This is a genomic window from Serratia sp. FGI94, from assembly GCF_000330865.1.
Classification (GTDB): Bacteria; Pseudomonadota; Gammaproteobacteria; order Enterobacterales; family Enterobacteriaceae; genus Serratia_B; species Serratia_B rubidaea.
Genome location: NC_020064.1, coordinates 456,697 through 479,934, shown reverse-complemented (window position 1 = coordinate 479,934; position 23,238 = coordinate 456,697). Strand labels below are relative to the sequence as shown.

Annotated in this window: 25 protein-coding genes and 2 CRISPR repeat arrays; of the genes, 16 read left to right on the top strand and 9 right to left on the bottom strand. The window is 60.0% G+C overall.

The genetic code is table 11. From position 1 onward, the window contains the following. The first annotated feature begins 5 nt into the window (after positions 1 to 5). From treC to nrdG, 3 genes are all read left to right on the top strand, one after another. Positions 6 to 1,670, top strand: coding sequence for an alpha,alpha-phosphotrehalase (gene treC / locus D781_RS02135; RefSeq protein WP_015670661.1), 1,665 nt, complete (start codon positions 6 to 8; stop codon positions 1,668 to 1,670). 289 nt (positions 1,671 to 1,959) lie between these two features. After that, a complete protein-coding gene (gene nrdD, locus D781_RS02130) occupies positions 1,960 to 4,098 on the top strand; it encodes an anaerobic ribonucleoside-triphosphate reductase (RefSeq protein WP_015670660.1) in 2,139 nt (712 codons plus the stop codon). 24 nt (positions 4,099 to 4,122) lie between these two features. Beyond that, on the top strand, positions 4,123 to 4,587 hold the full coding sequence (nrdG, locus tag D781_RS02125) for an anaerobic ribonucleoside-triphosphate reductase-activating protein (RefSeq protein WP_015670659.1): 465 nt from the start codon (positions 4,123 to 4,125) through the stop codon (positions 4,585 to 4,587). A gap of 5 nt (positions 4,588 to 4,592) precedes the next feature. On the opposite strand, the gene D781_RS02120 is transcribed toward nrdG, so the two are convergent. The 3 genes from D781_RS02120 to D781_RS02110 form a co-directional block, all read right to left on the bottom strand. Further along, positions 4,593 to 4,868 carry a type II toxin-antitoxin system RelE/ParE family toxin gene (locus tag D781_RS02120; RefSeq protein WP_015670658.1) on the bottom strand — a complete coding sequence of 92 codons (276 nt, stop codon included), beginning with the start codon at positions 4,866 to 4,868 and terminating at the stop codon, positions 4,593 to 4,595. 12 nt (positions 4,869 to 4,880) lie between these two features. Then, positions 4,881 to 5,096 (bottom strand): hypothetical protein, encoded by a 216-nt coding sequence (locus tag D781_RS02115; RefSeq protein ID WP_015670657.1) that lies wholly within the window; start codon positions 5,094 to 5,096, stop codon positions 4,881 to 4,883. A 104-nt stretch (positions 5,097 to 5,200) separates the two neighbouring features. After that, a complete protein-coding gene (locus tag D781_RS02110; protein WP_015670656.1) occupies positions 5,201 to 6,262 on the bottom strand; it encodes a permease in 1,062 nt (353 codons plus the stop codon). Between the two features lie 208 nt (positions 6,263 to 6,470). Between D781_RS02110 and phnF the strand changes: the two genes are divergently transcribed. Genes phnF through phnP form a run of 10 tightly spaced genes read left to right on the top strand, consistent with a single transcriptional unit; the run spans position 6,471 to position 14,178 of the window. Next, on the top strand, positions 6,471 to 7,199 hold the full coding sequence (phnF, locus tag D781_RS02105; protein ID WP_015670655.1) for a phosphonate metabolism transcriptional regulator PhnF: 729 nt from the start codon (positions 6,471 to 6,473) through the stop codon (positions 7,197 to 7,199). Beyond that, a complete protein-coding gene (gene phnG, locus D781_RS02100) occupies positions 7,200 to 7,643 on the top strand; it encodes a phosphonate C-P lyase system protein PhnG (RefSeq protein WP_015670654.1) in 444 nt (147 codons plus the stop codon). Between the two features lie 2 nt (positions 7,644 to 7,645). Beyond that, positions 7,646 to 8,227 (top strand): phosphonate C-P lyase system protein PhnH, encoded by a 582-nt coding sequence (gene phnH / locus D781_RS02095; RefSeq protein WP_015670653.1) that lies wholly within the window; start codon positions 7,646 to 7,648, stop codon positions 8,225 to 8,227. Continuing rightward, positions 8,227 to 9,318 (top strand): carbon-phosphorus lyase complex subunit PhnI, encoded by a 1,092-nt coding sequence (locus D781_RS02090; RefSeq protein WP_015670652.1) that lies wholly within the window; start codon positions 8,227 to 8,229, stop codon positions 9,316 to 9,318. Before phnH ends, D781_RS02090 begins: the two co-directional genes overlap by 1 nt. Beyond that, the gene (locus D781_RS02085; RefSeq protein ID WP_015670651.1) at positions 9,311 to 10,171 is read left to right on the top strand and encodes an alpha-D-ribose 1-methylphosphonate 5-phosphate C-P-lyase PhnJ; all 861 of its coding nucleotides are present in this window, start codon (positions 9,311 to 9,313) and stop codon (positions 10,169 to 10,171) included. The genes D781_RS02090 and D781_RS02085 overlap by 8 nt, the downstream gene beginning before the upstream one ends. Further along, positions 10,168 to 10,956 carry a phosphonate C-P lyase system protein PhnK gene (gene phnK / locus D781_RS02080; protein ID WP_015670650.1) on the top strand — a complete coding sequence of 263 codons (789 nt, stop codon included), beginning with the start codon at positions 10,168 to 10,170 and terminating at the stop codon, positions 10,954 to 10,956. Before D781_RS02085 ends, phnK begins: the two co-directional genes overlap by 4 nt. Before the next feature lie 15 nt (positions 10,957 to 10,971). Beyond that, positions 10,972 to 11,676, top strand: coding sequence for a phosphonate C-P lyase system protein PhnL (phnL, locus tag D781_RS02075; protein WP_015670649.1), 705 nt, complete (start codon positions 10,972 to 10,974; stop codon positions 11,674 to 11,676). Continuing rightward, positions 11,676 to 12,812: an alpha-D-ribose 1-methylphosphonate 5-triphosphate diphosphatase gene (phnM, locus tag D781_RS02070; RefSeq protein ID WP_015670648.1), complete on the top strand. Its 1,137-nt coding sequence runs from the start codon at positions 11,676 to 11,678 to the stop codon at positions 12,810 to 12,812. The genes phnL and phnM overlap by 1 nt, the downstream gene beginning before the upstream one ends. Then, positions 12,812 to 13,372, top strand: coding sequence for a ribose 1,5-bisphosphokinase (gene phnN / locus D781_RS02065; protein WP_015670647.1), 561 nt, complete (start codon positions 12,812 to 12,814; stop codon positions 13,370 to 13,372). Before phnM ends, phnN begins: the two co-directional genes overlap by 1 nt. Next, positions 13,363 to 14,178, top strand: coding sequence for a phosphonate metabolism protein PhnP (gene phnP / locus D781_RS02060; protein WP_015670646.1), 816 nt, complete (start codon positions 13,363 to 13,365; stop codon positions 14,176 to 14,178). The genes phnN and phnP overlap by 10 nt, the downstream gene beginning before the upstream one ends. Here the strand turns inward: phnP and D781_RS02055 are convergent. From D781_RS02055 to D781_RS02040, 4 genes are all read right to left on the bottom strand, one after another. Next, entirely contained in the window at positions 14,108 to 14,749 is a 642-nt protein-coding gene (locus D781_RS02055; protein WP_015670645.1) for an NAD(P)H-binding protein, read from the bottom strand. The genes phnP and D781_RS02055 overlap by 71 nt on opposite strands. 79 nt (positions 14,750 to 14,828) lie before the next feature. Next, positions 14,829 to 15,263, bottom strand: coding sequence for a YhbP family protein (locus tag D781_RS02050; RefSeq protein WP_015670644.1), 435 nt, complete (start codon positions 15,261 to 15,263; stop codon positions 14,829 to 14,831). 114 nt (positions 15,264 to 15,377) lie between these two features. After that, positions 15,378 to 15,593 carry a hypothetical protein gene (locus D781_RS02045; protein WP_015670643.1) on the bottom strand — a complete coding sequence of 72 codons (216 nt, stop codon included), beginning with the start codon at positions 15,591 to 15,593 and terminating at the stop codon, positions 15,378 to 15,380. Positions 15,594 to 15,831: 238 nt separating this feature from the next. Further along, positions 15,832 to 16,759: direct repeats of the CRISPR family, unit length 28 nt; unit sequence TTTCTAAGCTGCCTGTACGGCAGTGAAC. Between the two features lie 195 nt (positions 16,760 to 16,954). After that, the gene (locus tag D781_RS02040; protein ID WP_015670642.1) at positions 16,955 to 17,581 is read right to left on the bottom strand and encodes a LysE family translocator; all 627 of its coding nucleotides are present in this window, start codon (positions 17,579 to 17,581) and stop codon (positions 16,955 to 16,957) included. A gap of 516 nt (positions 17,582 to 18,097) precedes the next feature. On the opposite strand from D781_RS02040, the gene D781_RS02035 reads away from it, so the two are divergent. The 3 genes from D781_RS02035 to D781_RS02025 all read left to right on the top strand — a co-directional run bounded on the left by D781_RS02035 (position 18,098) and on the right by D781_RS02025 (position 20,486). Further along, positions 18,098 to 18,586 carry an Lrp/AsnC family transcriptional regulator gene (locus D781_RS02035; protein ID WP_015670641.1) on the top strand — a complete coding sequence of 163 codons (489 nt, stop codon included), beginning with the start codon at positions 18,098 to 18,100 and terminating at the stop codon, positions 18,584 to 18,586. A gap of 748 nt (positions 18,587 to 19,334) precedes the next feature. Continuing rightward, a complete protein-coding gene (locus D781_RS02030) occupies positions 19,335 to 19,763 on the top strand; it encodes a hypothetical protein (RefSeq protein WP_015670640.1) in 429 nt (142 codons plus the stop codon). An 18-nt stretch (positions 19,764 to 19,781) separates the two neighbouring features. Then, positions 19,782 to 20,486, top strand: a complete 705-nt coding sequence (locus tag D781_RS02025; RefSeq protein WP_015670639.1) for a DUF4056 domain-containing protein — start codon at positions 19,782 to 19,784, stop codon at positions 20,484 to 20,486. A 66-nt stretch (positions 20,487 to 20,552) separates the two neighbouring features. Continuing rightward, positions 20,553 to 21,539: a CRISPR direct-repeat array (repeat unit 28 nt; unit sequence TTTCTAAGCTGCCTGTACGGCAGTGAAC). A 129-nt stretch (positions 21,540 to 21,668) separates the two neighbouring features. Here D781_RS02025 and cas6f read toward each other — a convergent pair. Together cas6f and csy3 are read right to left on the bottom strand one after the other, a co-directional pair. Then, positions 21,669 to 22,223 (bottom strand): type I-F CRISPR-associated endoribonuclease Cas6/Csy4, encoded by a 555-nt coding sequence (gene cas6f / locus D781_RS02020; protein ID WP_015670638.1) that lies wholly within the window; start codon positions 22,221 to 22,223, stop codon positions 21,669 to 21,671. A gap of 9 nt (positions 22,224 to 22,232) precedes the next feature. Then, entirely contained in the window at positions 22,233 to 23,234 is a 1,002-nt protein-coding gene (gene csy3, locus D781_RS02015) for a type I-F CRISPR-associated protein Csy3 (RefSeq protein ID WP_015670637.1), read from the bottom strand. Between the last annotated feature and the right edge of the window lie 4 nt (positions 23,235 to 23,238).

Genomic DNA, 23,238 nt, shown 5'->3' with positions numbered 1-23,238 from the left:
TCTTTATGAGCAACCCCATCCCCTGGTGGCAAAACGGCGTCATCTACCAAATTTACCCGAAGAGCTTTCAGGACAGCAGCGGCAACGGCTACGGCGATCTGGCCGGCGTCATTCAGCGGCTGGACTATCTGCAGGCGCTGGGCGTGGACGCCATCTGGCTGACGCCGGTCTACCTCTCCCCGCAGGTGGACAACGGCTATGACGTCGCCGACTACTGCGCCATCGACCCGGCCTACGGCAGCATGGAGACCTTTGAACAGCTGGTGAAAGCCGCGCACCAACGCGATATCCGCATCGTGATGGATATGGTATTCAACCATACGTCGACCGAGCATCCGTGGTTCCGGGCGGCGCAGGATCGCCACAGCCCGCTGCGCCAGTTCTATATCTGGCGCGACGGTGTCGAAGGAGCGCCGCCGAACAACTGGCGCTCCAAGTTCGGCGGTTCGGCCTGGCAGTGGCACGCCGACAGCGGCCAGTATTACCTGCACCTGTTCGCCGCCGAGCAGGCCGACCTGAACTGGGAGCACCCGCCGGTGCGCGAGGAGCTGAAAAAAATCTGTCAGTTCTGGGCGGATAAAGGCGTCGACGGCCTGCGGCTGGACGTGATTAACCTGGTGTCCAAGCAGCAGGACTTCCCGGACGACGCGCACGGCGACGGCCGGCGCTTCTACACCGACGGCCCGCGCATTCATAAATTTCTGCAGGAAATGAGCCGCGAGGTATTCCGGCCGCGCGGCCTGATGACGGTCGGCGAAATGTCGTCCACCAGCCTGGAGCACTGCCGGCAATATGCGGCCAACGGCGGCGAAGAGCTGTCGATGACCTTTAATTTCCACCACCTGAAGGTCGATTACGCCAACGGCGAGAAATGGACGCTGGCGGCGCCGGACTACGTGGCGCTGAAGCAGATTTTCCGCCACTGGCAGCAGGGCATGCACAACCACGCCTGGAACGCGCTGTTCTGGTGCAACCACGACCAACCGCGCATCGTCTCGCGCTTCGGCGACGACCATGCGCTGCGCGTACCGGCGGCGAAGATGCTGGCGATGGTGCTGCACGGCATGCAGGGTACGCCCTATATCTATCAGGGCGAAGAGATCGGCATGACCAACCCGGGCTTCGACAGTATCGAACAATACCGCGACGTTGAAAGCCTGAACATGTACGCCGAACTGCGCGCCGCAGGGCGCAGCGACACCGAGCTGCTGGCGATTCTGGCCAGCAAGTCGCGCGATAACGGCCGCACGCCGATGCAGTGGAGTGCCGGCCCCAACGCCGGCTTCAGCAGCGGTACGCCGTGGATCCCCTGCGCCGGCAACTATCGCCAGGTCAACGTCGAGGCGGCGCTGGCCGACCAGGAGTCGGTGTTTTACACCTACCGTCACCTGATCGCCCTGCGTAAGCAGTACCCGCTGCTGACCCACGGCGACTATCAGGATTTGGCACCGGCGCATCCGGCGCTATGGTGCTATCAGCGCAGCTGGAACGGCCAGCGGCTGCTGGTGGCGGCCAACCTGAGCGCCCAGCCGCTGGCGTGGGACGCGGCCGGCGTTGAAGCGTCTGACCTGTGGCGCGTGGCGATCGGCAACTACGGCGATGCGCCGCCGCAGCCGCAGCCGCTGACCCTGCGGCCGTTCGAAGCGGTGTGGTGGCTGCTGGAGGCGTGATGCTTCCGCACCCGCCTGCGTAGACCCATATCCCGGGCCAGACGGCCCGTTTCCCGCCGGCGCGATAACGATCTGTACAGCGATCGCCCCGCCGTCGGCTTTCTTTGTTCTGCATCAAGAAAATCCCGCCAACACCCATATATAGTGCATTCACAAGCATCAATATCTATATATAGTAGTTATCCACAAAATCATCCACACCGCCCCGCAGCCCAGACGCGCTGCGGCATTGCCCTGTGGATAAGCTGAAACGGCTATCTGTTCCCGAGCACGGAACAAGGAGAACGACGTGAAACCAGTAGTGATTAAACGGGACGGCTGTCAGGTTCCCTTTGACGAAGCACGCATCAAACAGGCCATCGAACGCGCCGCCCGCGCCGCCGAGGTGAACGACAGTGAGTATTGCGCCGCCGTCGCCCGTGAAGTCGCTCAACAGATGTCCCGTCAGCCGCGGCTGGATATCCATGATATTCAGCAGGCGGTGGAAAACCGGCTGATGGCCGGCGAATACAAGCAGCTGGCGCGCGCCTATATCGAATACCGCCACGACCGCGACGTCGCCCGCGAACTGCGCGGCCGGCTGAACCAGGAGATCCGCGGCCTGGTCGAACAGAGCAACGCCGCGCTGCTGAATGAAAACGCCAACAAAGACAGCAAGGTCATCCCCACCCAGCGCGATCTGCTGGCCGGCATCGTCGCCAAGCACTATGCCAAGCAGCACATCCTGCCGCGCGACGTGGTGCTGGCCCACGAGCGCGGTGAAATTCACTATCACGATCTGGACTACGCGCCGTTCTTCCCGATGTTCAACTGCATGCTGATCGACCTGCAGGGCATGCTGACCAACGGCTTTAAAATGGGCAACGCCGAGATCGAAACGCCGAAATCGATCTCCACCGCCACCGCGGTCACCGCGCAGATCATCGCGCAGGTCGCCAGCCATATCTACGGCGGCACCACCATCAACCGCATCGATGAGATTCTGGCGCCGTACGTCAGCGCCAGCTTCAGCAAGCACCGCCAGGTGGCGGAAGAGTGGCAGATCCCGGACGCGGCGGGCTACGCCATGGCGCGCACCGAAAAAGAGTGTTACGACGCCTTCCAGTCGCTGGAGTATGAGGTCAACACGCTGCATACCGCCAACGGCCAGACGCCGTTCGTCACCTTTGGCTTCGGCCTCGGCACCAGCTGGCAGTCGCGGCTGATCCAGCAGTCGATCCTGAAAAACCGCATCGCCGGGCTGGGCAAAAACCGTAAAACGGCGGTGTTTCCGAAGCTGGTGTTCGCCATCCGCGACGGCCTCAACCACCGCTACGGCGAACCGAACTACGACATCAAACAGTTGGCGCTGGAGTGCGCCAGCAAACGCATGTACCCCGATATCCTCAATTACGATCGGGTGGTGCAGGTGACCGGCTCGTTTAAAACGCCGATGGGCTGCCGCAGCTTCCTCAGCGAGTATCAGGAAAACGGTAAGCCGGTGCACGACGGCCGCAACAACCTCGGCGTGATCAGCCTGAACCTGCCGCGCATTGCGCTGGAGTCGCAGGGCAATGAGGAGCGCTTCTGGCAGTTGCTGGACCGCCGCCTGCTGCTGGCGAAGAAGGCGCTGATGACGCGCATCGCGCGCCTGCAGGGCATTAAGGCGCGCGTGGCGCCGATTCTGTATATGGAAGGGGCCTGCGGCGTGCGGCTGAACGCCGACGATGATATCGCCGAGATCTTCAAAAACGGCCGCGCGTCGATCTCCCTCGGCTATATCGGCATCCATGAAACCATCAATGCGCTGTTCGGCAACGACGGCCACCTGTATGACGACCAGGCGCTGCGCGCCAAGGCCATCGCCATCGTCGAGCGCCTGCGCGCCGCCACCGACAGCTGGAAAGAAGAAACCGGCTACGGCTTCAGCCTGTACAGCACGCCGAGCGAGAACCTGTGCGACCGCTTCTGCCGGCTGGACACCGCCGATTTCGGCGTGGTGGCGGGGGTGACCGACAAAGGCTACTACACCAACAGCTTCCACCTCGACGTTGAGAAAAAGGTCAATCCATACGACAAGCTGGACTTCGAAGCGCCCTACCCGCCGTTGGCTAACGGCGGCTTTATCTGTTACGGCGAATACCCCAACCTGCAGCATAACCTGAAGGCGCTGGAAGACGTGTGGGACTACAGCTACAGCCGCGTGCCCTATTACGGCACCAATACGCCGATCGACGAATGCTACGCGTGCGGCTACACCGGCGAGTTCTCCTGCACCAGCAAAGGGTTTACCTGCCCGAAATGCGGCAATCACGACGCCGCCAAGGTGTCGGTCACCCGCCGCGTCTGCGGCTATCTCGGCAGCCCGGACGCGCGGCCGTTCAACGCCGGCAAGCAGGAAGAGGTGAAGCGCCGGGTGAAACACCTGGATAACGGGCAGCTGGGCTGACGGCCGGTTACGGAGAGTGCGGCGATGAATTATCACCAGTATTATCCCGTCGATGTGGTCAACGGCCCCGGCACCCGCTGTACGCTGTTTGTCGCCGGCTGCGTGCACCAGTGCCGCGGCTGCTACAACCAGAGCACCTGGCGGCCCGATTCCGGCCGGCCGTTCACCGCGGCGCTGGCGGATAAGATTATCGCCGACCTCAACGACCCGCGCATCGCGCGCCAGGGGCTGTCGCTGTCCGGCGGCGATCCGCTGCACCCGGCCAACGTGGCGGAGGTGTTACGGCTGGTGCAGCGGGTGCGCGCCGAATGTCCCGGCAAGGATATCTGGCTGTGGACCGGCTACCGGCTGGCGGAGCTGGACGCGGCGCAGCAGCAGGTGACAGCGCTGATCAACGTGCTGATTGACGGTAAGTTCGAGCAGGCGTTGCGCGATCCGGCGCTGATTTGGCGCGGCAGCAGCAATCAGGTGGTGCATAAGCTGCGCTGAGGGGATTAATTCGGAAATTTCTCGCGCTGATGGGCCACGGCTAAAATCTTTATCGCTTCACCATCGATCAGGTAGACCACCAACAGCGACGCCTTATCGATCAGCAGCCTACGCGCCTGCTGATACCAGACTTTGCCAAGCCGCGGGTTATCGATTAAACGCGCCACGGCTTTTTCCAGTTCAGCGTCCGCCTGCTCCGCCGCCCGCGGATTAACGGGATAGAGAAATTCAAACAGACGTTCCCTGTCCTGTAACGCAACGTCGTCCCATTCGATGCGCATAACAATCCTTGGTTATTCAGCCGGGTATTTTGCCCTTACTTTGGCTTTAAAATCGTTCATCCGCTCCGTGGCCTGCGATTCATCCAGGTAGACCGCCTGCTCTTCATGTAGGCGGGCAAAGGCGTCATCCACCTTCTGTTTCAGCCAGGCCTCATGCTCGTCGGCGCTGTGCTGCTCGTCCGCCATCTGCGCCAACAAGCTGGCGTCATTTTCAATGAGAAACTGCATACGCTCCTTCCTCTTCATGCTGCCACATCCCACGCAACAACGGCTTAAACGTTAGCACAGAGGTGATAACGACAGAATCGGTTTAAGACTATTTTTTAACCAAATTATATCAGCCATATCCCGACGATGCCGGTCAGGATGCCGCACAGCGCCACCAGCGCCGCAGTCAGACACAGCGCCTTGGCGGAGAAGGCTTTCTTCAGCATCAGCAGCGACGGCAGGCTGACCGCCGGCAGCGTCATCAGCAGCGCCAGCGCCGGGCCGGGACCCATGCCCGCCAGCATCATCGCCTGCACGATCGGGATTTCCGCCGCGGTGGGGATCACAAACAGGCAGCCGGCCAGCGCCAGACCGATAATCCACAGCAGGCCGTTATCCACCACGCCCTCGGCGTGCGGGAACAGCCAGACCCGCGCCGCCCCCAGCAGCAGCACCGCCAGAATATAGACCGGGATGGTTGACCAGAACAGCGCCCACAGCGCCGCCAGCCAGCGGCGCAGGAACGGCTGGGATGCGCTCTCGCACGCCGGCAGCGCCGTCGCCGCATCGCTACTGACCGGCGGCGCGTCGTTCACCGTCAGGCGCTGCACCAGCCAGGCCACGCCCAGCACCATAACGGCGCCGGCCACCAGACGGATGGCGGCAAACTGCCAGCCCAGCACAAAGCCCATAAAAATCAGCGTGGCCGGGTTCAGCACCGGGTTGCTGAGCCAAAATGCCAGCGCCGCGCCGCTGGATACCGACTGGCGGCGCAAACCGGCCGCCACCGGCGCCGCGCAGCAGGTGCACATCATACCCGGCAGCGCAATCAGCGACCCCAGCAGCGTGCCGGAAAAGCGCTGATGCCCCAGCGTGCGCGCCAGCCAGTCGCGCGGGATCAGCACCTGCACCAGCGAGCCAACCAGCACCCCCAGCAGCGCCGCCTTCCACACCGCCGCAAAATAGGTCAGCGCGTACTGCCACGCCGCCATCCACGGGGTAAGCGCGCCATCGGCCAGGATCGAACCGCCGATGGAGTGACTTTCCGCCGCGACAAACGCCTTGCCGTAATAAGGCTGCCATTTGACGTAATACAGGCCGACGGCGACCACCAATAAAAACAGCACGGGCTTCCACAGCGGCCATGAACGCGCCTGGCCGCCAGAGGCAGGTAAAGGTTGAGACATGAGAGTGACCAGCAAGAATCAGACAATGGCGCTAGCTTAGCGCGATAGCGCGCCGCGCGCACCCGGCTGTCGAAAATAGTTCATCTGTTCGCCACGTCGCCGTCACCTCAGCGTCATCTGCACCCGGCAGGATAAGCCTCATCACCGACCGCCCCCCGAGCGCCGCACCGGCGCGGTTACCGGCGGCCGGCCCACGGAGGTGTTCACTATGACGCAGATATCTAGACATCCTACCAGTCACCCCACCCGCTACCAGCAGATCGCGGCGCAGCTGGAAGAGGAGCTGCGCAGCCGCTACCGCGGCGGCGACTACCTGCCTTCGGAGCAGCAGCTGGCGGACCATTATCAGGTCAACCGCCACACGCTGCGCCGGGCGGTGGATCAGCTGGTGGAGCGCGGCTGGCTGCAGCGCCGCCACGGCGTCGGCATTTTGGTGCTGATGCGCCCTTACGACTACCCGCTGCACGCCAAAACCCGCTTTACCCAGAACCTGCTGGAGCAGGGCAACCACCCCACCAGTGAGTGCTTACTCGCGGTATTGCGGCCGTGCAACGGCCACATCGCCAGCGCGCTGGGCGGCGAGGAGGGTCAGCAGGTGATTCACCTGCGCACCCTGCGCCGGGTGAACGGCGTGCCGATGAGCGTGATCGACCACTACCTGCCCGACCTCGACTGGTGGCCGGCCCTGCAGTCGTTCCGCCAGGGGTCGCTGCATGAATTTATTGAACAGCATATCCACCAGTCGCTCAGCCGTCGCCAGACGCGCATCAGCGCCCGCCGTGCGCAGGCGAAAGAGCAACAGCTGCTGGAGCTGGCCGCCGACGCGCCGCTGCTGTGCGTGCGCACCCTCAACGTCTGCAGCGGCAGCGACCGGCTGGCGGAATACTCCGTCAGCCTGGCGCGCGCCGATATGATCGAACTGACCATGGAGCACTGAATGTCTTCTCTCGCATCACGACAACGCTGGATGTCGGTGCTGGCGCACAGCCAGCCGGCCCAGCTGCGCAGCCACTGGCAGGCGCTGAACCTGAACCCCGAGTACCGGCTGCTGCGCGCGCCGGAGATCGGCCTGACGCAGCTGCTGGGGCGCATGGGCGCCACCGGCCGCCGCTTTGTGCTGGGCGATATGACCGTCACCCGCGCGGTGGTGGCGCTGGCAGACGGCGGCCATGGCTACAGCTACGTCGCCGGGCGCGACAAGGCGCATGCCGAACTGTGCGCGCTGGCGGACGCCCTGCTGCAGCAACCGGCGCACCATGAGCAGCTGCAGCAACGGCTGATCGCCCCGCTGGCGGCGGCGCAGCAGGAGCGACGCCAGCAGCGTGCCCGCGAGGTGGCCGCCAGCCGGGTCGATTTCTTTACGCTGGTGCGGGGAGAGTAGCCATGAGTTTACTGAATGGTTTCGCCAGCCCGGTGGCGCAGGCGCAGCAGACGTTCCGCCTGATCCTGAAAGCGCTGAGCGAGCCGGGCGTCACGGTGCGGCTGACGGACGCGCCGCAGTGGCCGCCGCTTGATGCCGCCACCACCGCCACCCTGCTGACGCTGGCCGACGGCGAAACGCCACTCTTGCTCAGCCCGGCGCTGAGCAGTGAGCAGGTGCTGACTAACCTTCGTTTCCACACCGGCGCGCCGCAGGCCTCCTCGGCGGCGGACGCGATATTCGCCGTGACCGACCACCACCTGCAGCCGGCGGATTTGCAGACACTGCCGCACGGCGATGAGCTGGCGCCGGAGCAAGGCGCAACGCTGATCGTCCAGCTCGCCGATCTGCAGAGCGGCGCGCCGCTGCGGCTGAGCGGCCCCGGCATTGCCCATAGCCGCACCATCGCGCCGCCGCTGCCGGAGGCGCTGCGCCACTATCTGCTGGCGCGGCCGCAGCCCTTCCCGCTCGGGCTGGACGTGATTCTGACCTGCGGCGACGCGCTGCTGGCCATCCCGCGCACCACTCATCTGGAGGAATGCTGATGTACGTAGCCGTAAAAGGGGGCGAAAAAGCCATTGAGGCCGCGCACCGGCTGCAGGAGCAGCTGCGCCGCGGCGACCCGACGCTGCCGGCGCTGACGGCCGCACAGCTGGAGCAGCAGCTCGGGCTGGCGGTGGATCGGGTTATGACCGAAGGCGGCGTGTACGACCGCGAACTGGCGGCGCTGGCGATTAAGCAGGCCAGCGGCGATCTGGTGGAGGCGATTTTCCTGCTGCGCGCCTACCGCACCACGCTGCCACGCCTGGCCGTCAGTGAGCCGTTACTCACCGAGCAGATGCGGCCGGAACGCCGCATCTCGGCGATTTATAAGGATTTACCCGGCGGCCAGCTGCTCGGCCCGACCTATGACTACACCCACCGGCTGCTGGACTTTACGCTGCTGGCGAACGGCGACGCGCCCGATGCCGCGCCGCAGAGCGCCGACGCCGCGCCGGAAGAACCCTGCCCGCACGTGTTCAGCCTGCTGAGCCGGCAGCAGCTGGCGCAGGCGGAACAGGACGACGGCAGCACGCCGGCGGATATCACCCGCACGCCGCCGGTCTACCCCTGCCCGCGCTCGGCGCGTCTGCAGCAGCTGGTGCGCGGCGATGAAGGCTTTCTGCTGGCGCTCGGCTACTCCACCCAGCGCGGCTACGGCCGCAACCACCCGTTCGCCGGCGAGATCCGCAGCGGCTACGTCACGGTGGAGATCGTGCCGGAGGAGCTGGGCTTCGCCATCGATATCGGCGAAATCCTGCTGACCGAATGCGAGATGGTGAACGGCTTTGTCGCCCCGGAAGCGCAGCCGCCGCACTTTACCCGCGGCTACGGCCTGGTGTTCGGCCGCGCCGAGCGCAAAGCGATGGCAATGGCGCTGGTGGATCGCGCCCTGCAGAAAGACGAGTACGCGGAAGACGGCGACAGCCCGGCGCAGGATGAAGAGTTTGTGCTCTCCCACGCCGATAACGTCGAGGCCGCCGGCTTCGTTTCCCACCTTAAACTGCCGCACTATGTGGACTTCCAGGCGGAACTGGAACTGCTGCAGCGCCTGCGGCAGCGCGGCGAATCAGCACAGGAGACGCCCCATGAGTGACGTTCTGAGCGGCTACAACCCCGGCTATCTGGATGAGCAGACCAAACGCATGATCCGCCGCGCCATCCTGAAGGGCGTGGCGATCCCCGGCTATCAGGTGCCGTTCGGCGGCCGCGAGATGCCGATGCCCTACGGCTGGGGCACCGGCGGCATCCAGCTGACCGCCAGCGTCATCGGCGACGCCGACGTGCTGAAAGTGATCGACCAGGGCGCGGACGACACCACCAACGCGGTCTCGATTCGCCGCTTCTTCCGCCGCGTAGCCGGCGTCGCCACCACCGAGCGCACCCGCGAGGCGACGCTGATCCAGACCCGCCACCGCATCCCGGAAACGCCGCTGCGGGAAGACCAGATCCTGATCTATCAGGTGCCGATCCCGGAGCCGCTGCGCTTTATCGAACCGCGCGAAACCGAAACGCGCAAGATGCACGCGCTGGAGGAGTACGGCGTGATGCAGGTGAAGCTGTACGAGGATATCGCCCGCTACGGCCATATCGCCACCACCTACGCCTACCCGGTGAAGGTCAACGACCGCTACGTGATGGACCCGTCGCCGATCCCGAAATTCGATAACCCGAAGATGCATATGATGCCGGCGCTGCAGCTGTTCGGCGCCGGGCGGGAGAAGCGCATCTACGCCCTGCCGCCGTACACCCGGGTCGTCAGCCTGGACTTTGACGATCACCCGTTCAGCGTCCAGCAGTGGGAGCAGCCCTGCGCACTGTGCGGCTCCCGCAGCAGCTATCTGGACGAAGTGGTGCTCGATGACCAGGGCAACCGCATGTTCGTCTGCTCGGATACCGACTACTGCCAGCAGCGGCTGGCGTCACCCACGGAGACACCGCACTCATGAGCACCACACCGTTACACGAGGCTCCGCTGCTGTCGGTCGAGCGCCTGACCCATCTGTACGCACCGGGCAAAGGCTTCAGCAACGTCTCCTTTGATCTCTACCCCGGCGAGGTGCTGGGCATCGTCGGCGAATCCGGCTCCGGCAAAACCACCCTGCTGAAAAGCGTCTCGGCGCGCCTGCCGCCGCAGCAGGGACGCATTCTCTACCGCCCGCAGGCCGGGCAGCAGCAGGATCTGTACGCCATGGCGGAGAGCGCGCGCCGCCGCCTGCTGCGCACCGAGTGGGGCGTGGTGCACCAGCACCCGCTGGACGGGCTGCGGCCGCAGGTGTCCGCCGGCGGCAATATCGGCGAACGGCTGATGGCCGTCGGCCAGCGCCACTACGGTGAGATCCGCCGTCAGGCCGGCCAGTGGCTGGAGGACGTCGAAATCCCGCTGTCGCGCCTCGACGACCTACCCACCACCTTTTCCGGCGGTATGCAGCAGCGGCTGCAGATCGCCCGCAATCTGGTCACCCATCCCAAACTGGTGTTTATGGATGAGCCGACCGGCGGGCTGGACGTGTCGGTGCAGGCACGGCTGCTGGATCTGCTGCGCACGCTGGTGGTGGAGATGCGGCTGGCGGCGGTGATCGTCACCCACGATCTGGGGGTCGCGCGCCTGCTGGCGCACCGGCTGCTGGTGATGAAACAGGGGGAAGTGGTGGAAAGCGGCCTGACCGACCGGGTGCTGGACGACCCACACCATCCCTATACCCAACTGCTGGTGTCTTCCGTGCTGTCGTAACTGAATGGGGAATCTATGACGATCAAAATTCGCGTCGAACATCTGAGCAAGACCTTTGTGCTGCACCAGCAGCACGGTACGCGACTGCCGGTGCTGCACGACGCCAGCCTGACGGTCAGCGCCGGCGAATGCGTGGTGCTGCACGGCCACTCCGGCAGCGGTAAATCCACCCTGCTGCGCTCGCTGTACGCCAACTACCTGCCGGACAGCGGCCATATCTGGCTGGAGCATCAGGACGAGTGGATCGATATGGCGCAGGCGGAAGCGCGGCAGATCCTGGCGGTGCGCCGCCGGACGCTCGGCTGGGTCAGCCAGTTTCTGCGGGTGATCCCGCGCATCAGCGCGCTGGAGGTGGTGATGCAGCCGCTGCTGGAGCTGGGCGTGGCGCATGACGAGTGCCGCGAGCGCGCCAGCGCGCTACTCAGCCGGCTGAACGTGCCGCAACGGCTGTGGGGGCTGGCGCCGTCCACCTTCTCCGGCGGCGAGCAGCAGCGGGTCAATATCGCCCGCGGCTTTATCGTCGACTACCCGATTCTGCTGCTGGATGAGCCGACCGCCTCGCTGGACGCGCGCAACAGCGCGGCGGTGGTGGCGCTGGTTGAACAGGCGCGACAGCGCGGCGCCGCCATCATCGGCATTTTTCATGACGACCAGGTGCGCGCGCAGGTCGCCGACCGGCTGCATATTATGCAGGCACCGCAGACGCTGGAGACGCCGTGATGATTATTAATAACGTACGGCTGGTGCTGGAAGACCAGGTGGTGCACGGCTCGCTGGAGGTGGCGGACGGCGTGATCCGCAGCTTCGCCGACGGCAACAGCCGTCTGCCGCAGGCGCTGGACGGCGAAGGTGGCTGGCTGCTGCCGGGGCTGATCGAGCTGCACACCGATAATCTGGACAAATTCTTTATGCCGCGCCCCAAGGTGGACTGGCCGGCCCATTCGGCCATGAGCAGCCACGACGCGCTGATGGTGGCCTGCGGCATCACCACGGTGCTGGACGCGGTGGCGATTGGCGACGTGCGCGACGGCGGCCACCGGCTGGAGAACCTGCAAAAGATGATTGACGCGGTGATCCACAGCCAGCGCGCCGGGCTGAACCGCGCCGAACACCGGCTGCACCTGCGCTGCGAGCTGCCCAACGCCGGCACGCTGTCGCTGTTTGAGCAGTTGATGGATAAGCCGGGCGTGTCGCTGGTGTCGCTGATGGACCACTCGCCGGGCCAGCGCCAGTTCGTCTCGCGCGCCAAATACCGTGAATACCATCAGGGCAAATATAACCTAAGCGACGCCGCGATGGACGAGTATGAGCAGCAGCAGGTCGCGCTGTCCGCCCGCTGGGCGACGCCGAACCGTCAGGCCATCGCCGCCCGCTGCCGCGAGCGGGGCATCGCGCTCGCCAGCCACGACGACGCCACCGCCGCCCACGTCGCCGAGTCCTGTGCGTTGGGCAGCGCGATCGCCGAGTTCCCCACCACCGAGGAGGCGGCCCGCGCCTCGCACCGGCAGGGGCTACAGGTGCTGATGGGCGCGCCGAATATCGTGCGCGGCGGCTCGCACTCCGGCAACGTGGCGGCGCACCAGCTAGCGGCCATCGGGACGCTGGATATCCTCTCCTCCGACTACTACCCCGCCAGCCTGCTTGACGCGGCGTTCCGCCTGGCCGCCGACGCGCGCAACGGCTATGACCTGCCACAGTCGGTGGCGATGGTCACCCGCAACCCGGCGCGAGCGCTGGGGTTAACCGATCGCGGCGCGATTGCCGAGGGGCTGCGCGGCGATCTGGTGCTGGCGCGCGCACACGGCGAGCACGTTTACGTGCAGCAGGTGTGGCGTCAGGGACGGCAGGTGTTCTGATGGCGCAGCTTATCTATCTGATGGGCGCCTCCGGCGCCGGCAAGGACAGCCTGCTGGCGGCGCTGCGCAATGCGGCGGACGCCGCACCGCTGGTGGCGCACCGCTATATCACCCGCCCGGCGCAGGCCGGCTGTGAGAACCACGTGGCGCTGAGCGAGCGTGAGTTTCTGCGCCGGCGCGCCAACGGCCTGTTCGCGCTGGACTGGCAGGCGCACCACACCCGCTACGCGCTGGGGATCGAGGTCGATCTGTGGCTGCTGCAGGGGATCGACGTGGTGGTCAACGGCTCGCGCGCCTATCTGCCCTACGCCCGCCAGCGCTACGGCGCGCAGCTGCTGCCGCTGTGCCTGCAGGTCGAGCCGGCGGTGCTGCGCCGGCGTCTGGAACAGCGCGGGCGCGAAGACAGCGGGCAGATTGAACAGCGGCTGGCGCGCGCGGCGGCCTACAGCGTGCCTTCCGACTGCCTGCGACTGGATAATAACGGCGCGCTGAGCGACACGCTGGCGGCGCTGCTGCAACTGCTGACGGCGCTGCGGCGCGAGGAGAACCCATGCAACTGACCTTTCTCGGCACCGGCGGCGCCCAGCAGGTGCCGGCGTTCGGCTGCGAATGCGCCATCTGCCGGCGGGCGCGGAACGATCCGGCCTTTCGTCGGCGCGCATGCAGCGCCATGCTGTATTTTCAGGGGGAAACTACGTTAATTGATGCGGGATTGACGTCATTGGAGAGGCGGTTTTCGGCGGGGCAAATTCAGCGTTTTTTACTAACACATTACCACATGGATCACGTTCAGGGGCTATTTCATTTGCGCTGGGGGTGCGGAAATTCCATTCCGGTGTATGGCCCGGCCGATGAACAGGGCTGCGACGACCTGTTCAAACACCCCGGCATTCTGGACTTTCAACCGCCGCTGACGCCGTTTGTCAGCGTGACGCTGGGCGGGCTGCGCATCACTCCGCTGCCGCTGAACCACTCTAAAATCACCCACGGCTACCTGATCCAGAGCGCCGACGGCGCGCTGGCCTACCTGACCGACACCGTCGGCCTGCCGGCGGAGACCCAGCGCTTTCTGCAGGGCGTCCGCCTGGATCTGCTGGTGCTGGACTGCAGCCTGCCGCCGCAGCCGCAGGCGCCGCGCAACCATAACGACCTCACCCGCGCGCTGGAGATTCAGCAGCGTCTGCGGCCGCCGCGCACCCTGCTGACGCATATCAGCCACCGGCTCGACGCCTGGCTGCTGGAACATCCGCTGCCGCCGGGCGTGGAACTGGCGTACGACGGCCTGCGCATCGATCTCAGTGCGCCAGAGGCTCCCGCTGCTGCAGCCGGTCAGATTCCAACACCCGAACGCCGTCGCCGGGGCTGAACGCCTGTTCCAGCATCGCCTGCGCCACATCGCGGGCGGCGACCGATTTCCACCTGCCGGGCAGCATCTTAAACAGCGGCTGGGCCACGCGCTCCAACAGGCGCGGCTCGGCGCGATCCCCCACCAGCATCGACGGCCGCACCAGCGTCAGACGTTGCCAGCCCTGCTCGCGCAGCGCCTGCTCCATCTCACCTTTGATGCGGTTGTACAGGAAGGTGGATTGCGGGTCGGCCCCCATCGCGCTCACCGCCAGGCAGTGCTGCGCGCCGAGCCGGCGACCGGTCAGCGCGCTTTCCACCACCAGCGTATAGTCGACGTAGTGAAAATTGCCGTCGCTGCCGGCCTGCTGCCGCGTGGTGCCAAGGCAGCAGAACACCGCGTCCACCGGCTGATCCAGCTCCGTCAGCAGGGCGAACAGATCGTCGCCCACCGGGTTCGTCAGTTTGTCATGCGGCGGCAGCGGCCGGCGGCTGGGAGCGGTAATCGCCGTCACCCGCCGGTCCGACAACAGCAGGCGCAGCAGCTCGCCGCCCACCAGTCCGGTCGCGCCCGTTATCAATACCCGTGCCATGATGCCTCCCGTGCCGTTGTCACGTTCCACAATAAGTATAAGACAGGGAACGCCCCTCGGATCAGACGAAAAATTCGCGCTAACTACGGGCCCAAAACAATTTAGTACCAAAGCCAAGAACATTGTCGGTCATTTTCACCTCCTGCAGGCTCAGCTGCCACAGGGTGGCCGGCATCGCTTTCGCCACCGGGAAACGCCTGCAGTAGCGGGCGCGCGCCTGCTGCTCGTCATCCCCGCTGAGGATGCGCGCCGTCGCGCGGTACTGGACGCCTTTAATCAGCGCGATGCTTTTGGGCTTTGGTGCAATGGTGCCGACCACTTCGGCATGCTGCTGCATCAGCTGCCCGTGGCGGGTGCGTGGTTCGGTCATCAGCCACAACGCCATGCGCTCGGCGTCAAATACGTAGAAACAGTTGGCGCACCACATGTCCAGACCGTTGCCGGCGCAGAGCGTCAGCACGTGCTGTTTACTGAGGAAGCGGATGATATGCTGCTGTTGTTCGCTCTGTTCCACCGGGGTTCTCCTTTAGGCTGTTAACAGCATCTTACCACCGGATTGTGTCCAGGCTGCCCGTGCGGCAGTGAATGAATATAAGCCTACTGAATACTTAACGCATTGTTTATGGTGCTATCCCTTAGTCAAACGGGAATAGGCCAGGCCGCCGGCCAGACCACCAACGACGCACCCTATCCCCAGCCCGGCAAGCAGCAGAACAAAGTTCGCGGACATTTGGTCTTCACCATGAACCGGTCCCACCAGCCAATCTGAAATATAAGGATACGCCAACCATATAAGCACAATGCCCATTACCGCCCCAACGATAATAGCGAGAACCCTTTTCATACCGCTCTCCAAAACCATATCTCTTTCGATTTAAAGAAATCACTAAAACGTCCCGCTAACGATATTCCCCACTGAATACGGAAATAACTCGTTTTAGTCGTCAAACGATCACCGTTCCACAAGTCAATATGATCGCCCGAACGGTTACGAAAGCTTTCACCTCCACGCTGCCAATAATCTTTGAAGAAAATAATGCCTGTTTGCCCTCGCAATATGTTAGCAAAGTTCCTTGGTGTAACTTCTGAGCTGCCTGTACGGCAGTGAACTGTTCGGTGATGGCACCGGTGCTCATCTGGAATTTCTAAGCTGCCTGTACGGCAGTGAACGATGATCCGGCCAGCGCCGCCGGCCTGACGTTTTTCTAAGCTGCCTGTACGGCAGTGAACGTTGTCACTGAATTACCGATGCAAATATGCCGTTTCTAAGCTGCCTGTACGGCAGTGAACTCCCCGCCAGGGTGGGGAACGGGAGACTGAATTTTCTAAGCTGCCTGTACGGCAGTGAACAGGTCGATTAATACCCTGGTCGGGTCACCGGTTTTCTAAGCTGCCTGTACGGCAGTGAACCAGCTGACCTCTATACAGGTTGAAATGTGGAATTTCTAAGCTGCCTGTACGGCAGTGAACACTGGCGCCATGCCTTCGGCCACTCGCTCAGCTTTCTAAGCTGCCTGTACGGCAGTGAACCGCGGTGCATCTGGCACATCCCCGATTAACGATTTCTAAGCTGCCTGTACGGCAGTGAACGCTCTGCGTTGAACGGGCTGTTCCCGTAGCTCTTTCTAAGCTGCCTGTACGGCAGTGAACTAAATGACCTGCCTATTAGTGCCAACGGCATTTTTCTAAGCTGCCTGTACGGCAGTGAACCTGAGCAGTTAGAAGCCCGCGCTACGGCGCTGTTTCTAAGCTGCCTGTACGGCAGTGAACAATACAGATAGATACTAGAGAAGCACTATAGATTTCTAAGCTGCCTGTACGGCAGTGAACGGTAGCCTGCCTAGTAACTCGTAGTATTGCTATTTCTAAGCTGCCTGTACGGCAGTGAACGTCGGTCACGTTCCGTGAAATCGCTGAGGAATTTTCTAAGCTGCCTGTACGGCAGTGAACAAAAAGCGCGCTGGTGCTGCTGATGGTGGGCGTTTCTAAGCTGCCTGTACGGCAGTGAACTGTTGCAGTATATCGCTAATCGCTTGTTTAAACAGCACAATCACTATAATTTCGTCCAAAACCCTTTTTTTAGACATCCGATACACACTATTAAAAATCAATAAGTTAACGTTACTCATAAAAAAAGGGTCAGAACTTGGGTATGGCGCTCAGACCATAAAGCCCTATAAAACGCCGGCGGTATTTGCCCTCGCCCTACAAAGATTTCAACACCATACCAAACGCTGCCAGCGCCATAATGACGCCCGTGGTGCGAAAGAGTATGCGCTGGGAAGATGCGCTGGTAAGAAAACGGCGTATTTTTAGTGCCGCCAGAATAAATATGGCGCCGACAAGCAAGAGGACAAACATGGTCAGCGGCACCAGCATCGTTCCCCACACCTGCAGGGAGACATGATCCAACGAGATGACCAGCGGCAGAATAGCCAGGTAAAAGGCGATGGTTTTGGGGTTGCCGAGCGTGATCGTCAGTCCGGACAGCCATGCGGACGTCAGCTCGCGTCGGGTGGCCTTCTGGTCGATATTTACCGCCTGGGGCTGATAACGCCAGAATTGCCAGGCGAGAAAGAACAGGTAGCAGGCGGCGGCCCAATTTATCAGGGTAAACAGTGAGGTATAGGTATGCGCAATCACCGCCAAACCAAATACCGCAGTAGAAAGATAGATTAAGTCCCCGAGTATCAACCCGGTCAGCATGGTAAAACCCGTCACTGCGCCGCCGCTGACGCTGCGGGCAACCAGCGCGGCCATACCCGGCCCCGGTACGGCAGCCGCCAGGCCCAACGCCGCAGCGTAAGAGATGATTTGAGCGGTCGTTAACATAAGAATTCCTGTTGTAATTGATCGTCAATGATTTTAGAGATAGTTGCCTGGCAGCCGTTTGAGCGAGAGCCAAATTCAGAACTGTAAATCCGCAGCGTTAGTCACCTATCCTTTGCGGCCCCTGCACTGTGCGGCGATTTTTTTGTGTCGATACCTCACCAATCCCCCTACTTAAATTTCTCTGCATGTCTTTATTTTTCCTTTTAGTTACTTTCTCTTACCAACATTCCTACGCCCTCTTTTATCTTTCCTTCTTACCGCCATGAGTGAGCCGTAAAAGTAGCGGATAATGTTTTTAATACGGAGCGCGAGTCGCCGTGTAGCAAACAATCACTCTCTGGAACGGTATCAATCACACGCCGTTTCAAGATTTGCTCCCGAACATAAACACATTAATTTTCCGAATTTATTATGCAGCAGGCTATGAGGAATTTGTGACCTATATTGCTTGCTTAAACGTGAATTATTGGAAAGAATTACCGATTACAAACCAAAAACAGAAAGGAATGTTCCGCTATGCCGCTTGATATGACAGAGATGAAGATCCTCCGGCTGTTGCAGGACGATGCCCGGGTAACCAATCAGGCATTAGCGGAAAAAATAGGCATGTCGGCTTCTCCGTGTTGGCGCAAAGTCCGTAAGCTTGAGGAAGAGGAAGTTATCCAGGGCTACCGTGCCGTGTTGGATCGTAAAAAAATCGGCCTGGGCGTGATGGTATTTATCCGTGTCGCTATCGACAGTCACAGTGAAACGGAAGCCAAGAAATTTGAGGAAGAGGTGACGGCACTGGAAGATGTGGTGGCCTGCTACAGCATCGGCGGCGATGCTGATTTCTTGCTGCAGGTCGTAGCTTCCGATCTGGATTCGTATGCAGATTTTGCCATGTCGGTAGTCCGCAGATTGCCCAGCATTAAAGAGATGCAGAGCATGTTCGTCTTAAAAGAGATCAAACCACTGGTGTCTTATCCGATAAAGAAAGCTGCCCAGACTAAAAACGGACAGTGAAGAAGGGATGCTTCTACCGTTTACCCTGGAGTGATAGTTCCGACTATTCATAAACTTTGGGTAGAGAGAATTTGTTTTAAGCTGCCTGTACGGCAGTGAACACTCACCGGCTGTCGGCATGGTTAGCAAATGACTGACATTGATTAATAATGAAAAATATAACTCTTCTATTCATAAGTATTTCCTGGTCCCAGTTAAATAAATCAATAAAAACTTTTGATATTTATCTTGTCAATATAAACAATTAAAACTCAATGATAATCACATAATTAAACCTTTCAGTAAATACATTTCTTATACAATACCTTTAATTTGCATTTTACATTCCTAGACACATAAACCTTGAAATTAACTTACATGCTCAAGTGCACACTTCACACATATCACACCAACCATTTGTTGAATGTATAAAAGTTCTTAGGTATGTTATTTTCATACTATTAAATGGGGAGCAATGGATGGATTATGTTCTGGTGTTAACATTTAGCAGCGAGGAGTTGGTATCTAACTTGGGCGGCCTATCGTGTGATGTCTATTAAAAATCTATTCTCTATGTTAAGTGCCCCGTTAACAAAAGGGCCACTACGGGAAAAAACATGTGTTACATGCCCATTCTACTCCCGCCTCTGCCAGGGAATTACTACCCTTTATAAAAAACCATGCCTTATAATGGTTTCAGTTCTGGCAATATCGCTATTGCTTATCAGAATAGTTATTTCGTTCAGGGTGGAAAAGGAAAGTCAGTAATATGAATAATTTTCTAAAAATCACCATATTTATCATTGCCGTTTTCGCCGCTGTACTGGCTTACTTTTGGCCGATGATAAAAATGAATTTTGCTGGGAGTGCGCATTATACCGAACAGGATCGGCGAGAGTATGAATTTTATACCCCGGAAATATTGCGGGACATGCCGCGGATATCTCAGCGATATGATTTCAACTTTGCGAATGTTACAGGCCCGGCCATGCATGTAAATGCTGTCAGGTTTTATGACACGCGCGACACAAGAAAAATTGATAGCTATCTGATCTCAAAGGATTACAAGAAGCAGGAGACCTGTGATCTGGAGGCCACATGCTGGAAAGCCTCTGATCCACAGGAGACAATTTATGTTGGAACATTGACGGCAGAGGACACCGTACTGGTGCAGGTGGCTTACAGCTTTTACAAGTAAGGAAAGGGAGCTTCAAGGATGAGTAAACGCAGTGATATTATTGATGGTCGCGATGCTGGCTATCAGAGGACAGGCCTGATCTATACGAAAGTCCTAGGCTGGATAGACCTTGGCCATGCCCGTGGCGACGATATCAAAACGTTACTTCGAGATATCGATGCCGGAGAGTCATCCGGTCAGGAACGCTATGACGTGGCATACTCGCAGTCTATGTCCGACCCCGCCATGACACTAAAAATGGGCAAGTTCATTAAGTGGCGTATTAAACGCGGTCGCACTTATGCAGAGCGACAGAGTATCGCCCTAGCGATGATGATGTCACTAGCGGTAAAGTTTGAGAGACTGCAGGCGTCATTCCCAATAAATTTGGTGACAGACAGTGGGTTTAGTGGTGAAGACCTGGTGTCGAATTTACTGGGCTTCTACCGCGTGGTAACAATACAAAACCCGTTCCCGTTCCTGCAACCAGTTAGCAAAGAAGAAGCTCTGATGCGATGGGATTTCTACGGGAAGATTGGCTCTTGGAAAAGCGAGGGCTTTACCCCGCTTTTATTCCCGGATCCTGAGCGATTCCGTTACGCTCAACCTCGGAAAGGGATACTGCCGGCGTTTATGCGTACAGTCGCCCCGTGGACCGATTTTAGGTCCGGTATCGTTGGGGTAGTGAGCGCAAACGGCAATTATATGGATAGAGCGAAGGGGGGAGTATTACCGTATGCGTAATAATAAGCTTGGAATCATCGAGCGAGAACGTCAGTACATGCAGAAAACCACGATAGGTATGAACTGTTTCTAAGCTGCCTGTACGGCAGTGAACGCGAACCTTGTCATTAAGCCATGTAGACGACCTTTCTAAGCTGCCTGTACGGCAGTGAACGGCATTTCTACGTCATCAACGGGCAGGACTTTTTTCTAAGCTGCCTGTACGGCAGTGAACGTGTTAATTCTCGAATGGTTCAGCAAGCTACATTTCTAAGCTGCCTGTACGGCAGTGAACTTCCTGCGCGGACTAAACCCGCACTGGCCTATTTTCTAAGCTGCCTGTACGGCAGTGAACTGGTAGTTGTCGGAGAAATAGCGCTCCAAATTTTTCTAAGCTGCCTGTACGGCAGTGAACATTACTACATCAGCAGGACGCTGAAACGGGAATTTCTAAGCTGCCTGTACGGCAGTGAACGGCCGGCATTGGCCCTCATTCGTCAGGGGTTATTTCTAAGCTGCCTGTACGGCAGTGAACCACCGCGTGGTTGTCGGCGACGCGAATGGTGTTTTCTAAGCTGCCTGTACGGCAGTGAACTGAAAAAAATCGGCGGCAGCGAGTGGATTAAATTTCTAAGCTGCCTGTACGGCAGTGAACGTTAGCAGGCCGAGCACCAGCGCGACGATTGCTTTCTAAGCTGCCTGTACGGCAGTGAACCCGGCGTTCGTGGCACGTGGTCTATCAATTCCTTTCTAAGCTGCCTGTACGGCAGTGAACCGCGACGGTACAGAATCGCTATATCGCTACCATTTCTAAGCTGCCTGTACGGCAGTGAACCACACTGATCCGCAAAGACGGCTTCCGGTTTTTTTCTAAGCTGCCTGTACGGCAGTGAACGAGTTCGACAACTATGCGCGTCTGCCGGGTATTTTCTAAGCTGCCTGTACGGCAGTGAACGTACATAGATAAGATACTAAGGGTACGACTAATTTCTAAGCTGCCTGTACGGCAGTGAACACGCTGCTGCCCAGCAGCGAGTCGGCGGCATTTTCTAAGCTGCCTGTACGGCAGTGAACTGTTGCAGTTTACCGCTAATCAACTGTTTTAACAGCCAAACCCTCATTATTCCACTAAAAACCCTTTTTTCAGACGCTTCAATCCTAACCTGCAAAATCAACAGGTTAGGATTACATGCAAAAAAAGGGTCAGAACCAGGGGATGGTGGCTGTCGCGCTCAGACCGTAGGCGCTGAACTCACCGGCGGTCGGCGTGGTGCGCAGAGTACCCTGCTCGATAAACAGTAAAAACGACTGGCCGTTGGAAAGGCTTTTCAGGCGGATAAACGGCAACGTGCTGCGTTGCTCTTTCACCGCTGAAATACGTTCCTGCGCCTGCTCCATCGTCAGCCAGCCTTTGGCCACCGAACGGCGCTGCAGCCGCTCGGCGCTGCTTTTCACCTGCACGCGACGCACCGTACGATACGCCGCATCTGCCGGCACCGGCAATATTGCGCTGCTTTCGGTATAGTCACGCAAGCCCTTACGCCAGCCGTGCTGCTCCAGCTCGGTCAACGCCTCCTGCGAACCATGCAGACGCAGCCGTTCCCCCAGCGTTTTACCCGCATCGGGAAAACTGACGCCGATGCGTCCCTTACCAACCGCGCCCAACGTCCGGTGCAGCTTGGCGAACAATGCTTCCAGCAGCATCGGCGCGCTAAATTCCGGATCGGGCAGTACGCGGAGTTCGATATAGTGATCCATAGGCTCCCCTTATTCGCCCTTCTCGCCGAACACGCCGCCGCGTACCAGAATCGCCATCACGTAATGCTGCTGCTCCACTTCCGGCACCTGCCCTTTGGTCACCCAGTTATCCAGCAGAGTATAGAAATCCATTTTCTGCTTCGGCTGGCGATAAGCCTTACCGCGGCTGGTGACCGAACCGTAAGGCTCTACGGCGATCGGCCCCAGGTCTAGCTCAACGGCGTCCGGATACCAGGTATCAATCGTGCGCAGGGCGTTGCCCACCTTCTGTGAGTGCAGTGCGGCAACCTCATTGACCTGATAGAGGATTTTGCTTTTCTTGCTGTTGCTGTCCAACACCAGCTCCTGAGACGGGAACACTTCCTGCCCCTGCCCCAGACGCACATAGGCATCCACGCGGAAGAAGGCGAAGCTGTCGCCAGACAGGCCGCGCTCGATCGCCTGCGCCAGCTCGGTCAATGCGCCCTCCGGCTGGCTGAAAGCGCGCAGGCTGTAGTCTTCACCATTAAATTCCCAACGCTTGTCGTTGCTGCTGACACAGATTTTAATCGCCTCGGCGCCCACCCGGTTGCGCCACAGGAAGCGGCCATTAGCCAGGTTTTCCGCATAGCGCGCCGCCAATGCGGCACAGCCGTGCTCGGCAATATAGCCGTTGATACTCTGCGCCAGCGCAGCCTGATAATCCTGATCGTTGCACACCGACGGCGTCGCCAAGTTACCCATCACCCGCAGCGTAAAGCTGACCTTCAGCGTATCGGTATTGAACGGCAGCGCCGCTACATCTACCCGCTGCAGGTTGGCTTTTTGAATCTCGGCGTCCAGCTTGGCCGGATCGCTGGTCAGCGCGTTCTTCAAACGGTTGGAGATAGTGCCGCGCACCGCCTTTTCCTGAATTTTTACCGGCTGCCACTCGTCCTGCTGCCATTGGCCGGCGTACATCATCGCGTCAGAGTTCGCCAGTTTGCGTTCAAAAGCCAGTACGGATGCCGTTTTAATCGTTGCTTTAGCCATGTCA

What these genes read in the sequence shown, in the direction of transcription:
- treC (WP_015670661.1), top strand. Translation starts at nt 6, where the DNA reads ATGAGCAACCCCATCCCCTGGTGGCAAAACGGCGTCATCTACCAAATT.
- nrdG (WP_015670659.1), top strand. Translation starts at nt 4,123, where the DNA reads ATGAATTATCACCAGTATTATCCCGTCGATGTGGTCAACGGCCCCGGC.
- D781_RS02120 (WP_015670658.1), bottom strand. Translation starts at nt 4,868, where the DNA reads ATGCGCATCGAATGGGACGACGTTGCGTTACAGGACAGGGAACGTCTG.
- D781_RS02115 (WP_015670657.1), bottom strand. Translation starts at nt 5,096, where the DNA reads ATGCAGTTTCTCATTGAAAATGACGCCAGCTTGTTGGCGCAGATGGCG.
- D781_RS02110 (WP_015670656.1), bottom strand. Translation starts at nt 6,262, where the DNA reads ATGTCTCAACCTTTACCTGCCTCTGGCGGCCAGGCGCGTTCATGGCCG.
- phnF (WP_015670655.1), top strand. Translation starts at nt 6,471, where the DNA reads ATGACGCAGATATCTAGACATCCTACCAGTCACCCCACCCGCTACCAG.
- phnG (WP_015670654.1), top strand. Translation starts at nt 7,200, where the DNA reads ATGTCTTCTCTCGCATCACGACAACGCTGGATGTCGGTGCTGGCGCAC.
- phnH (WP_015670653.1), top strand. Translation starts at nt 7,646, where the DNA reads ATGAGTTTACTGAATGGTTTCGCCAGCCCGGTGGCGCAGGCGCAGCAG.
- D781_RS02090 (WP_015670652.1), top strand. Translation starts at nt 8,227, where the DNA reads ATGTACGTAGCCGTAAAAGGGGGCGAAAAAGCCATTGAGGCCGCGCAC.
- D781_RS02085 (WP_015670651.1), top strand. Translation starts at nt 9,311, where the DNA reads ATGAGTGACGTTCTGAGCGGCTACAACCCCGGCTATCTGGATGAGCAG.
- phnK (WP_015670650.1), top strand. Translation starts at nt 10,168, where the DNA reads ATGAGCACCACACCGTTACACGAGGCTCCGCTGCTGTCGGTCGAGCGC.
- phnL (WP_015670649.1), top strand. Translation starts at nt 10,972, where the DNA reads ATGACGATCAAAATTCGCGTCGAACATCTGAGCAAGACCTTTGTGCTG.
- phnM (WP_015670648.1), top strand. Translation starts at nt 11,676, where the DNA reads ATGATTATTAATAACGTACGGCTGGTGCTGGAAGACCAGGTGGTGCAC.
- phnN (WP_015670647.1), top strand. Translation starts at nt 12,812, where the DNA reads ATGGCGCAGCTTATCTATCTGATGGGCGCCTCCGGCGCCGGCAAGGAC.
- phnP (WP_015670646.1), top strand. Translation starts at nt 13,363, where the DNA reads ATGCAACTGACCTTTCTCGGCACCGGCGGCGCCCAGCAGGTGCCGGCG.
- D781_RS02055 (WP_015670645.1), bottom strand. Translation starts at nt 14,749, where the DNA reads ATGGCACGGGTATTGATAACGGGCGCGACCGGACTGGTGGGCGGCGAG.
- D781_RS02045 (WP_015670643.1), bottom strand. Translation starts at nt 15,593, where the DNA reads ATGAAAAGGGTTCTCGCTATTATCGTTGGGGCGGTAATGGGCATTGTG.
- D781_RS02040 (WP_015670642.1), bottom strand. Translation starts at nt 17,581, where the DNA reads ATGTTAACGACCGCTCAAATCATCTCTTACGCTGCGGCGTTGGGCCTG.
- D781_RS02035 (WP_015670641.1), top strand. Translation starts at nt 18,098, where the DNA reads ATGCCGCTTGATATGACAGAGATGAAGATCCTCCGGCTGTTGCAGGAC.
- D781_RS02030 (WP_015670640.1), top strand. Translation starts at nt 19,335, where the DNA reads ATGAATAATTTTCTAAAAATCACCATATTTATCATTGCCGTTTTCGCC.
- D781_RS02025 (WP_015670639.1), top strand. Translation starts at nt 19,782, where the DNA reads ATGAGTAAACGCAGTGATATTATTGATGGTCGCGATGCTGGCTATCAG.
- cas6f (WP_015670638.1), bottom strand. Translation starts at nt 22,223, where the DNA reads ATGGATCACTATATCGAACTCCGCGTACTGCCCGATCCGGAATTTAGC.
- csy3 (WP_015670637.1), bottom strand. Translation starts at nt 23,234, where the DNA reads ATGGCTAAAGCAACGATTAAAACGGCATCCGTACTGGCTTTTGAACGC.